The organism is Micromonospora sp. NPDC049102 (genome assembly GCF_043197485.1).
In the GTDB taxonomy this organism is placed as follows: domain Bacteria; phylum Actinomycetota; class Actinomycetes; order Mycobacteriales; family Micromonosporaceae; genus Micromonospora.
Genome location: NZ_JBICTE010000010.1, coordinates 140,216 through 154,329, shown reverse-complemented (window position 1 = coordinate 154,329; position 14,114 = coordinate 140,216). Strand labels below are relative to the sequence as shown.

Below are 14,114 nucleotides of genomic sequence, written 5' to 3'. Positions count from 1 at the left end.
ATCGTGACGGTGCACGTCACGGGTGGTGCGGGAGGCCGTTGTCCAGGTAGGACGAGGCTCTAGGCAGCCATGAATGCCATAGCCAGCTTCTTGCTGGGCAGATCCTTTAATTGGTGCGCCGCCAGGGACTCGAACTCCGAACCCGCGGATTAAGAGTCCGCTGCTCTGCCAGTTGAGCTACAGTAGCGGCGCTCGCTGACAACGACGAGCACGCTAACACGCCCGCGAACCACCCTCGGAACCCATCCCCGGGCCGTGCTCAGTGCGCGGGGTTCGGCGTGTGCGGCAGTTTGCCGAGTTGCTTCCAGTTCGTCTCGGCGACCTCGACGCCGTAGTGCCTGGCGGCGGCGAGGATGTTCTGGAAGGCCAGGTCACGATCCTTGTCGGTGACGCCCTGCACCTGGTCGAAGCGGGCGATGGCGTTGCGGACGTGGCCCGCGTCGGTCATCGGCTCCTTGCGCTTGCCGGGGAATGCGAAGACGCTCTCCGGCAGCTCGCGCTTGTCCTTGTCGGTCAGGCCGCCGTGCTTCTCGTGGGGCTTCCAGGTCGACTTCATCGCCCAGCATTACCCATTTTTCGTCCAGACGTGCGCCCGGACCGGCTTGATTAAGAGTGTTTAAAGACCCTGTCCGGCACGCGCGGCGAATGCCTACGATATGGCGGCCCGTGACCGTTCGGGTCAGCCTGTGGTCTGTTCGTTGGGAGTGACCCGTGTCGTACGAGGGCAAGCCGCCGTCACGTCATCGCTCTCCGGGGTGGATTGCCGACCGGAAACTCAGCGTGATCGCGGGCGCGGCCGTCGTGCTCGTCGTCGCGGCCGGGGCGGTGTACCTGGGCAACGGCGCAGCGCAGCTCGAGCCGTCGAACGCGGCCAATGCCCTCGGATACCCGTCGCCGTCGGCTGGGCAGGCGGAGTCGCCCGCAACGGGGGTCCCGGCCTCTGCGACACCGTCGGTCTCCGCGACCCCGTCGACCGGCGCGACGCCGTCGACCGCTGCCCCACCGAAGGCCCGCGTCAACGGCTGGGTTCCCGTCGACCGTGCGGCCTGGAAGGCGCAGGTCGACGCGTACAAGGCGCTGAGGATCGACCCTGCCCCGGCCGGTGTCGGCGACCTCCCGGAGTTCCGGGCGGATTGCCAGTACAGCCACCGGCTGCCGGATGACCCGATCGTCGCCCCCGGTCTCCCGGGCGCCTCACACATGCACTCCTTCGTCGGCAACAAGGCGGTCGACGCGAACACCGTCGCCGGAGACCTGACGAAGTTCACTGCCACGTCCTGCAAGCCGATCCAGGATCACTCCGCGTACTGGGTGCCCACGCTCTACGACAACGCGACCGGGAAGCCGGTCGAGACCACAGGCTTCCGGGTCTACTACCGCTCGCTCGCCAAGAACTCGACAGGCCAGATGCCGATGCCCAACGGTCTGCGCATGATCTCCGGCGACGCCAAGAAGAGGACACCGACACCGCGCGGCGCGACCGGCCAGTTCTACTGCGCCTTCTACGGCCCCGGCGACCTCGACGGCGTCGCCCGCAGCACCAACGGCAACTGGCCGATCTGCGGCGGGACCGCCACGCTGCACTTCATGCTGCAGTTCCCCGACTGCTGGGACGGCAAGCACCTGGACAGCCCCAACCACAAGGACCATGTGGCGTACGGCAGCGGCAATACCTGCCCGCCCGGCCACCCGGTTCGGATTCCGGCGATCACCTTCGACATCCAGTACCCGGCCAAGGGCACCCCGGCGGGCTATTACCTCGCCTCCGACAAGGAGGGCAAGAGCGCCTCGTCGATGCACGGGGACGCGTTCGTGATGTGGGATGTCAACACCATGAACAAGCGCACCAAGAACTGTGTCCTGGGACGCAGGACCTGCGACAACTACGGCTACCAGAAGTAGCCGGGGCCAGGCCCGTGTCGGCCTGGCCCCGGACTCCGGTGGTGATCAGCTACGCAGCGTCCACTGCTGGTTGGCGCCGCCGTTGCACGACCAGAGGATGAGCTTCGTGCCGTTGGCGCTGCCCGCGCCGTTGGCGTCGAGGCAGAGCCCGGACTGGCCGTTGGTGATGGTGCCGTTGGCGTTGATGTTCCACTGCTGGTTCGCGGCGCCGTGGCAGTCCCAGATGATGACCTGGGTGCCGTTGGCGGTGCCCGCTCCCGAGGCGTCCAGGCACTTGTTGCCGTACACCATCAGTTGCTTGCTGGAGGTGGAGGTCCACCGCTGGTTGGTGCCGCTGCCGCAGTCCCAGAGCTGCACCTGGGTGCCGTTGGTCGTCGAGGAGTTGGGGACCTCGACACAGCGGCCGGACTGGCCGCCCACGAGCTGCCCGCCCTGCTGACTGCCACCGCCGCTCTGCTGCCGGACGATGGAGGTCGACTCGGCGGACCGGTTGCCCTGTGCGTCGACGACGTAGAGCCGGTACTCGCCCTGCGTGGCCGGCACGGCGATGGACGTGGCGTTACCGGCCGCCCTGGTCATCGTCGCTCCGGCCGTGAAGGTGGTCGTGCCGTACGGTGCCAGCCACACCGACTTGGTGGCGTCGCCGGTGCTCCGGATCGGGATCGTCGCCGTGCCACTGGTGACGTACGTGCTGGCCGGCAGCACGTAGTTCGGCGCGGAGAACCTGCTGGCCGGGATGATGTCCCGGTACGCGTCCTCCAGGCCGGAGTTCGCCGCGATGCCGTACGCCGCCGCCGGCCAGACGTAGTCGGAGGAGACGAGGATGTCGGCGACCGTGCTGTTCGGCAGGTTCTTGTTCGACACCTTGTTGATCGGTCCGTAGATCTGCGTGATGCTCAGATCGTGCTTACGACCGAAGTCGTCGGAATTGATCATCCAGGTGACGTTCTTGTCGATGCTCAGGACGTTGTCGCGGAACGTGATGTACGCCGAGCCCTCGTCGGGGTGGAGTCCGTACTTGTGGCCCGAGGGCACGCCCTGGAGGTAGTTGTTGGTGATCGTGGTCCCGGGCTGGCTGCCCAGCGTGTAGATGGGCGCCGTGTCGCTGAGGCGCTGGACCGTGTCGATGATGTGGTTGTAGCTGATGGTGTTGTTCCGCGCCGTCGTGGTCGGCCGGTTGGGCACGATCGACCCCGATGACCCGTCGAAGTTCCACCAGCCCCAGCCCATCGTGATGCCCGACCAGGGAGCCTTCTCGATCCGGTTGCGCTGGATCGTCAGGGTGTCGACGAAGTACGCCGAGATGGGGCTGTGCCCGTTGAACAGGACCGCGCTGTCGTAGATGTAGTTGTTCTTGATCTCGATGTTCTTCGGCAGTCCCTCGACCTGCGGGAGGTACTTCTCCCGGTTGCTCGACGTGCCGTCTCCGATGTAGACGTGCTGGGGATGGCCGACGTCGATGGCCGACCCGGCGATGTCGTTCGTGTAGTTCCCGATCAACTGCGAGTTCTGCACGTCGTTGACCATGCTGATGCCGTCGGCGCCGGTGTGCTGGACCCGGTTGCGTTGCAGGAGGATCCCGTCGGCGTTCTGCACCTGGACGATGCCGGGCGTGACGTCCACGTTGCGGTAGTAGTAGACGTGGAAGTTGCCCTTCGCGTACGCCTGCGCGCCGAGGTTGCCCTGCTGCGCCTGCTTGAAGGACGAGCCGGCGACGTTGAACAGGTTCCAGTCGGAGTGCTGCACGGCCAGGCCGGAGAAGGTGATGTTGCGGGCGTGGCTGGTGGTCGAGGCACCGGCGACGCGCAGCACGGTGGTGACGTTGTTCGGCGCGTAGACCGACGCGGTCGACATGTCCTCGGCGCTGGCCTTGTAGTAGTAGACGGTCTTGCTGCTCTTGTCGAAGAAGAACTCGCCCGGCGCGTCCAGGAACTCGTACGCGTTCATGAGCTTGTGGGAGCCGCCGACCTGGGCGTTGCCGTTGAACGCGCCCTGCGCGATGGCAGCGCCCGGCTGCTGGAACAGGGCGACGCGGTTCGTGCCGTCGGTGGTCACCTGACGGACCCCCACGATGGCCGTGGTCCAGGTCGTGCCCGTCTCGATCTCGATGTCGTCCTGGTTGCGCGGGATGGCGGGGAAGTCGTTCTGGCTGTACTTCGCGCCGTCGCACTGGGAGCCCGACTCCCACGCCCAGGACGCCTGGCCGGCGGTGACGTTGTACGTCCCGTAGCACCCCGCCGAACTGATGGTCTTGGTCGCCATCTGCGCGCGCTTGTCGTTGACGTAGAGCGTGCGCAGTTTGGTGCTGCGGTCCAGCGGCGCCTTCCAGATGTTGCCGCTGTGCTGGGTCCACCCGGTCACCGGGACGCCGCCGTCGAGGACCGGGGTCTCGCCGGCGTAGGCGGCGTAGCTGATCCGGTACCCGTTGGTGCCGGAGTCGCTGGCGCCGAACTCGACGGTGCTGGTGACCGGGTATCTGCCGCCGCGCAGGTACACGTTGATGTCGCCGGTCATGTTCGCGTTCACAGTGCGGACGACGTCCCGGGCGCGTTGCACCGTCTTGAACGGCGACGCGAGGGTTCCCGGGTTGCTGTCGTTGCCGTCCGGGGCGACGTAGTAGGTCTCCTGGACCGCGGCAGAGGCCGGCGATTGACTGATCACCACGGCCGGCAGCGTGGCGGCGACGAGCGCCGCCGCGAGCAGTGCCGTGCGGGTGGTGGATACGGCTGATGTCACGTGCTGTCCTTTCTCACTTGTCGTCGACGTGGTGCCTGGAGCGTGCATCGAGCGACAAGCAGGGAACAGCGACGCCACCAAGGATCGGCGGGGGGCGTGTGCCGCCCGACCGCACTCTTTTGCCAATCGCTACGAAGTCTCCCGCGGAGCGTATGTCAGACGTGTGACGAATGCAATACGGGATTGGGTCTCATCTATGTCTAAATGCCTGTGAAAAAGGCAAAAGACGCGACTGTTGCCAGGTGCGGGTGAGCATCATCCGATGAATCGGGCCGGGGCGCACGAGGCACCCCCCGACCACGCATCACCGCAGCGAGAAGTCCGCCAGCCGCAGCGGAGTGTCGAACACCAGGAAGACGTCGTGGGTGCCGGCGGCCCCGGCCACCTCGGCGCTGACGCTGACGTACCGGTAGTCGTCGCCGGTGCTGGGCACGGTGGCCGTACCCAGCAGTCGTCCGGTGGGCGAGCCCAGTCGAACCTGGATCGTGCCGGTACCCGCCGTGGCCCTGGCGACCCTGGCCGTGAAGGTATGGCTGCCCGGACGCACTGCGGACTTCGCGAAGGAGATCCACTGGCCGGAGGCGGTGGCACCCACGGCCGTACCGCGCACCTTCGTCTCGTCGACGAGCCGGACCCCCGCGTACCCGTCGAAGTTCTCGGCCCTGGTCGTCCGGGACAGGTCCCGGGCCGGGATCGTCTCACCGCGCACCGCGACCGCCGTCCGGGCCCGGAGGTCCGCGGCGCTCGCGCCGACCATCAGGTCGTACGTGGACGACTCGACCACCCACCGACTGCGGGTGACGTCCCAGTTCGCGAGGTCGGCGGCCCGTATCCGCAGCGTGACGGTGCGGGTCTGCCCGGGGGCGAGGTCCACCCGCTGGAACGACTTGAGCGCCCGGATCGGGGTCTTCACCCGCGACGTGCGCTGGTGGGCGTAGAGCTGGACGACCTCGGAACCCGCCCGGCTCCCACTGTTGGTCACCTCGACGCGGGCCGTGATCGTGCCGTCCGCCGCGACCGACCGGGCGTCCGTGCGGAGCTGGCCGTACCGGAACCCGGTGTACGACAGCCCGTGGCCGAACGGGTAGAGCGGCTTCGCGGTGCTGTAGAGGTAGGTCTGATCGGACGAGATGATGTCGTACTCCAGCAGGTCCGGCGGTAGTTGCCGGTCCGATTGGTACCAGGTCTGGGTGAGCTTGCCGGACGGATTGCGGTCACCGAACAGGACGTCGGCAATGGCGTGACCCGTCTCCGCGCCCGCATGGGTGGTCCACACGATCGCCGGCACGTGCTCCTGCTCCCACCCGATCGTGACCGGATAGCTGGTCTGCACCACCAGCACCGTACGGGGGTTGGCCTTCGTCACGGCCTTGACCAGCGCTTCCTGGCCGGCACTCAACGCCATCGAGGTACGGTCGTGCGCCTCTCGCCCGTTGATGAACGGGTTGCTGCCGACGACCAGGACGGCGGTGTTTGCAGCCTTGGCCGCCGCGACGGCACGGTCGACACCGCTGCTGATCAGCTCGCGGGAGAAGTGGGTCGCGTCCGCCGCGGTGGACGCGCCGAGCTTGAGGGCGCCGTCGTCGCCGACCGTGACGTACGTGTTGACGCCGAACCAGCTCTCGGTCGTCTCGTAGCCGGCGTAACGCAACACGACACTCCCGTCGGCCTGCGGCTCCAGCGTGAACTGCTGCTGCACGTACCAGCCGTTCGGCTGCACGTCGCGGGTGACGAACGGCCCCCAGTTGTAGCCGAGGTAGCGGCCGTTGGCGGCGTTGCGCAGCGTCACCACACCCTGGCCCCAGTCCACGGCGTCGAACTGGGCGGTGAGCGACGCGGTGGCACCGGTCGCGGCGACCGGGTCGGCGTCGGTGGTGCCGGTGGCCGTGACGTACCGGCCGGTCGCCGGGTCCTTCAGGGCGATCCGGTCCGCCCCGTCGAGCCCGCTGACGCTGGCGGAGCCGCCCAGCCGCTCGCGGATGCCGTCGAGGGCGGTCACCTCGTACGGCAGGTCGGCGCCGTACCAGTCGGAGTAGAGGGAGTCGGCTAGCGGGCCGAGCACTGCCACCTTGCGGGTCCGGGTCGGGTCGAGCGGAAGCGCCTGCCGGGAGTTCTTCAGTAGCACCATCGCCTCGCCGGCGGCCTGACGCGCCAGCCGCTGATGCTCCAGGCTGTTGATGACCACCGGGGTGATGCCGCCGTAGCGACCGCCCTCCGGGTCGAACTCCCCCAGGCGGAACCGGACGTTCAGCGTCTCGGAGATCCGGGCGTCGATGTCGCCCTCGGTGAGCAGACCGGAGGACAGCGCCTGCTTGATGGCGGTGACTGTCGGCTGCGCGTTGGTGTCGTCGGTGATGAAGCTGTTGATGCCGGCCCTGACGATCGCGGCGTTCGCCTCGGGCTGGGTGGCGTAGTAGCCCTGCGAGGCGACGAGGTTGTTCGGCGCCCAGGCGTCGGTGACGTTCATCAGCGGCCGGTCGGTCCAGCCGCGCACGACAGTGGCCAGATCCGGGTCCACCGTGGCGGGACGACCGTTTACCAGGTTGTACGACGCCATCACCCCGGTGGCCGCGTCGGCGGTGATGGCCGGCTCGAAGGCGGCGCGGTCGTACTCGTTCAAGACCCTCGGCGGTACGTTCGACGAGGTCACGTCACGCCGTACCTCGTTGTTGTAGGCCAGGTAGTGCTTGAGGGTCGGTGCGCTCTTCAGGTGGTCCGGATCCCCACCTGTCATACCCGTGCCGTACGCGGTGGAGATCTTCGCGGTGAGCAGCGGGTCCTCGGAGTAGCCCTCCTCGTTGCGACCCCAGCGCGGATCGCGGAGCAGATTGACCACCGGCGCCCAGAGGTTGAGACCCCAGACCCGCGGGTTCTGCGCGTGGTAGCCACGCGCCTCGTCGCCCACCGCGGAGCCGACCCGCTTGATCAGGTCGGGGTTCCAGGTGCTCGCCATGCCCACCGGCTGCGGGAAGGACGTGCCGCGAGCCTTCACGACCGCGCCGCTGTTGTCGATGTCGGTGGACCAGGCGACCCCGTGCAGCGCCTCGGTACCGGTCTTGAACAGGCCGATGCCCAGCCGGGGAACGGCCGGCTGGTACTGGTGCAGCCACGAGATCTTCTCGTCCAGGGTGAGTCGGCCGAGCAGGTCGTCGACCCTTGCCTGCACGGGCAGGTGTGGATCTCGGAACGGGTAGGTGGGTTCGGCGTGCGCCGTGCCGGGGACGACTGGCAGGGCGAGCAGGGCGAGCGCGAGCGCGGTGATTCCGCGCCGGAGGCGCCTGTTGCGCATGCGGTTCTCCTCATGTCGTACGACAGGCGCGATTCAGCGCCAAAACCGGCGTGGCCAGGCTCGACACCCGGCTGACGGGCCTGAGACGACGAGTCGTCGAAGCGTTTCGACGATTCGGCCGCGTTACCACGGCCATGAATGCGGTGATCGCGCAACTATAGACGCGTGCCAATGTGTGGGCAAGGTCGGGCGGTCGCGCGCCAGGCTGGCGCTCGCCACGGCCACGGCGGTGATCGACGGGGCGGCGGGCGGGCGACCCGCTCCTCGTGGAAGCTGCGGGCGAGCGTCGGCGTGAGGTCGCGCCCAACCCGGCGCACCCCGGCAATCTGGACGGTGCCGACGGCGGTGGTCGGCAGCGCGCACGCCGCCCCGGTGGAGTTCGTGACGGTGAGGTCCAGGCGCACCTGGTCACCGGCACGGTAGTCCGCCTGCGCGGCCCGCAGGGCCAGGCCGAGGCCGCCGTCGCCGGGCACCGCGGAGGCACTCGCCGCCCCCGGCCGCCAGAGCCGTCAGCAGTACGGCGAGTCCGATCGCCGGTCGCAGCATCCGTCCTATGGTGGGGACTGTAGGGGCGCGGGTACGGGATTCACGCTGAAGCCCCGGGCTCAGGGCGTGGTCAGCAGTTCAGGACGCCTTGGGCCAGCTTCTCGAGGTTATCGGCAAGCTTCTGCTCTTTGTTGTTCTGCATGGTGGGGAACTTAAGCAGGTCGGTGATCGCGTCGATCCAGTGTTGTTTCTGTTCGGTGGTGAGTAGGCCGCGGTTGCGTTCGATGAAGGTGTTGGCGTCGGTGAACCGTCCTGCCTTGATGTCGCCGATGACGGTGAGCACGGATGCGCTGATGTCGGTGGTACCGACCGCAGTGACCATGGCAGCCAGGCGTCCGGTGGTGAGGCCGCCGTCAAGGTTGGCATTGAGCTGTCCGGCGGTGTCGAGGTTGCCCACGGCGGTGAGCAGTGTCGCGGGTTTGTCCGCCGCGTCGGCCAGGGCGTAGTCGAAGACGATGTCGGCGTGGCCTGTCGCGCCGAACTCGAGGATCGGCGCGTAGCGGCTCAGGTCGGCTTGGTCGGGTACCCGTTCGATCATCTGCTCGACGCGGGTGAGGTTGTCGCGCATCTGCTCGGGCGACCAACGTTGCCGTGCGTTGGTGAACACGCGGCGGGCGGTGGTGAGGTCAGCGGCCCAGATCAGCTCGCCGAGGGTATCCTCGACCCGCACGATTGCCGGAGTGGGACGGGCGAGTGTGACAGCGGTGCGCAGGACATCCGCGGTGATCTGCGGCCAGAGGTGCACGGAGGCGGCCGTACGCTCGTCTCTCCGGGAGGCGGTTGCCTTCCAGTACATGTCGAGACCGATACCCGCATTGTCGGGCCGTTGCGTGGTCGGGTGCAGGATCGTGGCACCGTACCGCTGCACCACGGTCAGCAACTCACTGGTGATCATGCCACGGGCGACCACCACCGGTAGTCGCTCACGTTGAGCGAGTTGCTCGAGCATGTAGTTCAACCCGGCGACGTCGGATGCGAGCACGGGCTGGCTGGGATGCGCGGCACCGAGCACCACCACCGGGTGATCGACATTGGCTACCTCTGCCAGCTCATTGATCAACTTCTGCATCCTAGGCGCGGCAGACTTGCCGATCACGTACACGTCGGGGTACTGCTCGGCGACCCCACCGGGCAACCGCATCGACCAACTCGGCGGTAGGGTCACCGCAGCGATCCCGTCGAACGGATAGACGGCGCGTTCGCTCAGATGGGCCACTCCGTCATCGTCGACGAAACCGTCGATCTCGTCGTTCATGACGTCCCAATCGCCAAATTCGGGGGTGAACAGCACCCAACTCTCGCCCTCGACGGTGAACAGGCGCGTCTGGCCGCCAGGCGGCTCGACGACCAGATCCCTGGTCGGTGCGACAACGTCTCGTCCGAGGGCCGTGGCGAGCTGGCGGGCGAACCCGTCCGACAGCTCGCCGGCCCTGCAGGACAGCAACGCCACCGGCGCACCCGGTGGTAGCCGCCGATCCAGCGACGGCGCCAACTGCTCGGCAGTCAGACGCACCTCCCGCAGCGAACCGCCATCCATCGGCGTCGACGCAGCAACATCCTGCCCGACACCATCCAGATCGCGTACCAGCACCCCGACGGTCCCATTCGCTGCCGGGTGAACCACCACCGGCACGCTGGCACCCTCGCCGGGAAGCTCAAGGTCGCCGACCTGCGCCAATTCGCGATCAGGCAACAGAGCCCAGCCACCACGAGCGCCCGGCAAGGGCTGCCACATCACCGGCTGCGCGTCATCACCCAGCCATGAGCCATCCCCGACCGAGTCCACACGGGGTGCCCACGCCAGATCGCCCTGCGACAGTTGCGATTGTTCCGAACCGAGGACAAGCCCGAGGTCCCGGCTGGTAGCCGTACCGGCGACCGGAGCCGAAGACACGGGACCGATGGCCCTTAGTTCGCCTAACACCTCCTCCAACTTGTGCGGCCCGAAATCCTGACCAAGGAGCCGAGTAATTGGGACGCCGGCGGCGTCTCGGGTGAGCAACTCCCATCCGCTCGCCGACCACCATCCTCCCTCGGATATCGCCTGGACCGACCACTGATTGCCCACCGGCTGGACCACCGACACACCAAGAGTCCCGGGCAACATCCCGAGATTATCGACCGGCGTCTTTGCAAGTGCGATCACGACTCCGTGGGCGATGGCCGGCGCCGTCCCAGCACCGGATGGCTTCCATTGCTGGAGCAGGATCGAAAGCGCAACGGGTTTCGCAGCTTGGGATCCTCTGGTCCATGGCTTGTAGACGAAGGCGGGCTGGCGCAGATTGCGCTCGGCGACCGGCGAAAGGGTTTTCCACTGGTCCTGGCCAGGATCCGCTCTCGGAAAGAAAAGACCGTTACGGTAACTTGTGCGAATATTGAGTGGCATCTGCCAGGCGGTTAGCTGCCATAGCTCTGTCACGCGCAGGCGGGCTGCCGTCGCTTCGGCCGGCAGCAAATCCAGTATCTGCTTCAGGGCAGCTGCGTCTTCTTTATTTTTCGGATCCCAGCGTAGGAAGTGTTCACCCAGTGTCGAGTGCTGAGGAACACGACCGGAAGGCTCGGTGGCTTTGTCCGCCAAGGCACGGCTGAGCTCGGTGCGCAGTTGCACTCCACCGAGACTCAGATCGCCGTCGAAGATCCTGACCTCAATGTGGTCGTCCTTGGCTGGCCGACCCGCCTTATAGGCGTCGACAAGCGGCATACGATTGAGAGCGGTGTCACGCTCGCTGCCAGAGTGGTCGATCCCGCCGTCGAGACGTAGGTCAAAGTTGGGCCAGTCGCGTTGCTGGCCGGACGCTGCGGGTGGGGCGATCGGCGCGGCGTAAAATATGCCGCGGTGCAGCCGCTGGCCGGGCCGGCTGGCCAGCCGGTACAAGATATCCTGGTGCCCCCGAAACAGGTCGATCAAGCGCTGCATGACGACCACGTCGCGTTGGTAATCTCCAACGCCGAGGTGCACGTGGCCCCCGACCTTGGTGCTCGACCTCCCGCCATGGCGGCGGATCACGGCGAGCGCCAATGCGACATCGCGCCAGACTCGCGAGCGCTCTTCATCGGAACCTTGCTGGTACGGAAGGATCGGCGACACCACTTCACCGGCAACAGAGGAGTCGGTCTCGAGCGTCCAGCCAGAGCGTCGCGAATTGTAGCCCTTCTCTCGCGCAGAATGAGGGGACCTGACAAGGAATTGCTTAGTCAATCCCAAGGCACGCAGGTCATTGACCATTCGGCTTCGACGTACAGCAATCTCCTGCTCAGGTATCCCAGGCTCGAAGTCGAATTCCAACTCCAGCCCGAATGACCTGATCGACTCACCAGCCGGTGGCTCCAGCGAGGCCGGCAACGTCGAGTCGCGAACAATCCACCAGACAAGCTCGTCCTCGGTGGGCAGGAATCGCGCGTCGGCCATGGGCCGACCCAGAAGTCCCACGGGGTCCGTTGTGTAGTGGCGGGGTTCAGTCGGCCGTTTCGCGCCCACCGACTCCCATCGTCCGGGTTCCCGCTGGCTGTTCACAACCGCCAGATCGCCCATAAACAGCGCCACTCTGTTGCCGGGCGCCGGCACGAACGCCTCCCGGCCGGTATCGCGGAACGCGCGGCGAAGCTGGTCTAGCACCGCCTCACCAGCCTCGCCGTCAGGCGTGTTGATGATGATCCGCACCGGTCTGCGAGGCTTGTTACGTCCTTCGGGAAGGATGCCCAGCCGCCGCTCGTTACGCGTCAACTCGTCGATTGGCCCTACGTCCACCCCACTGTTTGTGAATCGAAGGAAGAGCGTCCTCACGTCAGGCCGTGCGTCCGCCACCGCCTGGAGCGAGACCGAACCATCAGCCGCCGCCAGCCCGAGCAGGTGTCCACGCATCGGATGCGGGAGCGCCCGCATATCTGCGAGCGACCGCGGTGCCGTCGAACTGCCGCCCGCCAGCTGAGCCTGTTGCAGCCCGCGGATCGCCTGCCCGGCACCGAACTGTTGGAGGCCGTACTGCGGATCGACGCCTCGCCGTGATCCGCCGAGCATCCGATCGGACAGACCGCCGGAGCGGATCCGATCAGCCACGGCGCTGGCGATCCCGCGGACGTCGGTCTGTCGTATCGGATACGCATCGCGGGCGTCGAGAATCACTGCGGCCGAGGCATTGCGGTTGTCCCGGACCAGCAGCTCATTGACGCTGACAACCAGGTGCTGGTCCGCACTGGACGGGTCCGCCGCAGGCATCCGTCGCGCGGGTAGCAACCGGACCGTGACTGCGTGCTGGTCCACGCCAGCACCCGAGGTCGCGTCCGTCGTCGCCGAAGACGTCTGCGGTCCGCGGCGGACAACGTCGACGGTGACCGTGTCTCGGTGTAGACCGAGCTCCGCGAGGCCCCGCCGGATGAGGGGCATCAAATGATCAAGTACCGCTTGCACACGAAGGGCTTGGGACGGCGCGGCGGCGTTCCCGGCACCTGGCGTAGTTCCGCTCCAGCCACCGTCGACCTGAACGTCGATCGGACCGCTCCGACGCGCGGCGGCGACGGCTCGGGCGGAAAGGGTGGCCAATAGGTCTCGGGTAGCGGCGTCCAGGTGGGCACCGTCCCCTGAGGGGTGGTCCGACTGCACCGACACGGTCACCGGGGGGACATCCACGGCCTGCGTAGCGGGCGTCCACTGCGCGACGTCGTTCGACAGCGGATTCAGCGCCAGACCGGTCGTGTCGAGGGGCAGCCTGCCCAGCCGACCCGTTTGCGCCAGGGCGGTCGCCTTCTCCGACACGTCCGCGTGGGCGATGCTCAGCGCGGCCGGACACCGAGGCAGAGTCGCGGCCCGTACGCCCGACGAGGTGTCGTGCAGGAGCCCGACGCCGCCAGGAAACCGCAGTGCCAGCACGGTCGTGGCGGTATCGTCGCCGGGCGCGTCGACGGTGAGGAGCCTGGCCTCGCCGAGCTCCAGGGCCGCCAGGGCGCGCCACAGCCCCATCACCCCGCCCTGCACGGGCGACGCCTCCGCGGCTGAGGTGGCGAGTTCGTCGACACCAACGATGCCGCCGACCCGGTCGATGAGAGTGTCGAGGATCAGCGGTGGTATACCCAACTCAGCCTCATCGGCGTCGATCAACCGGACCTGACTGAGCATCGGCGGGCCGATCAGCACCTGCGACAGGCTGGCGTCAAGCTCACGGCGAGAGGCCGACCTTTCGGCGAGGAGGTGGAGCTCCGGCAACACCAGTACGTATTTCGCGTCGGCCGGGGTTCGCGCGGGGCGCTCTTGAGCGTCGATCGCCAATATCCGCTCGTTGTGCACCCCGGCGAGGGTGTTGCCCGGGTGAAGCACGGGAAGGCCCAGCGCGTCCGCACGAGCGAACGCGCCGGCCTTGTCGAGCCCCACGGCGACCGACCGCGCCGACCCGTCCACCATCTGCGCTACCACGCCCGGCGGTTGCGCCAGCAGCATGTCCCGGACCGCTGCGGAGTTGACCGACTCCGGTGCCACGTGCAGCAGGTGCGCGCCGGGCACTGCCTGGGCGTCGAACACCTCGGATGGCACCGAGCCCTGTTCCAGGCCCAGGTACATGCCCTGCGGCAGCCACGTGGCCACGAATTCACGACACTTGATCGCCACCGTTGCTCCAGCTTGCCAGAGGTGAAGGAACCGCCGGTCGGT

6 protein-coding genes and 1 tRNA gene are annotated in these 14,114 nt (G+C 67.4%); 1 reads left to right on the top strand and 6 read right to left on the bottom strand.

Translation table 11 applies throughout. The annotated features are described in order from the left end of the window. Positions 1-111: 111 nt before the first annotated feature. A tRNA-Lys gene (locus ACGFH9_RS13520) sits at positions 112-179 on the bottom strand. A gap of 80 nt (positions 180-259) precedes the next feature. Next, positions 260-556, bottom strand: coding sequence for a DUF6582 domain-containing protein (locus tag ACGFH9_RS13515; protein ID WP_393218284.1), 297 nt, complete (start codon positions 554-556; stop codon positions 260-262). A gap of 224 nt (positions 557-780) precedes the next feature. On the opposite strand from ACGFH9_RS13515, the gene ACGFH9_RS13510 reads away from it, so the two are divergent. Beyond that, positions 781-1,902, top strand: coding sequence for a DUF1996 domain-containing protein (locus ACGFH9_RS13510; RefSeq protein WP_393218281.1), 1,122 nt, complete (start codon positions 781-783; stop codon positions 1,900-1,902). Between the two features lie 45 nt (positions 1,903-1,947). Here ACGFH9_RS13510 and ACGFH9_RS13505 read toward each other — a convergent pair whose 3' ends face one another. From ACGFH9_RS13505 to ACGFH9_RS13490, 4 genes are all read right to left on the bottom strand, one after another. Beyond that, positions 1,948-4,638 (bottom strand): RICIN domain-containing protein, encoded by a 2,691-nt coding sequence (locus ACGFH9_RS13505; RefSeq protein ID WP_393218279.1) that lies wholly within the window; start codon positions 4,636-4,638, stop codon positions 1,948-1,950. Between the two features lie 304 nt (positions 4,639-4,942). Further along, positions 4,943-7,927 carry a glycoside hydrolase family 3 C-terminal domain-containing protein gene (locus ACGFH9_RS13500; protein ID WP_393218277.1) on the bottom strand — a complete coding sequence of 995 codons (2,985 nt, stop codon included), beginning with the start codon at positions 7,925-7,927 and terminating at the stop codon, positions 4,943-4,945. Between the two features lie 155 nt (positions 7,928-8,082). Then, positions 8,083-8,400, bottom strand: coding sequence for a hypothetical protein (locus ACGFH9_RS13495; protein WP_393218274.1), 318 nt, complete (start codon positions 8,398-8,400; stop codon positions 8,083-8,085). Between the two features lie 143 nt (positions 8,401-8,543). Further along, a complete protein-coding gene (locus ACGFH9_RS13490) occupies positions 8,544-14,072 on the bottom strand; it encodes a hypothetical protein (RefSeq protein WP_393218272.1) in 5,529 nt (1,842 codons plus the stop codon). Positions 14,073-14,114: the final 42 nt, after the last annotated feature.

Bases quoted from the DNA above. Each gene is read 5' to 3' on its own strand.
- ACGFH9_RS13515 (WP_393218284.1), bottom strand. From the start codon at position 556: ATGAAGTCGACCTGGAAGCCCCACGAGAAGCACGGCGGCCTGACCGAC.
- ACGFH9_RS13500 (WP_393218277.1), bottom strand. From the start codon at position 7,927: ATGCGCAACAGGCGCCTCCGGCGCGGAATCACCGCGCTCGCGCTCGCC.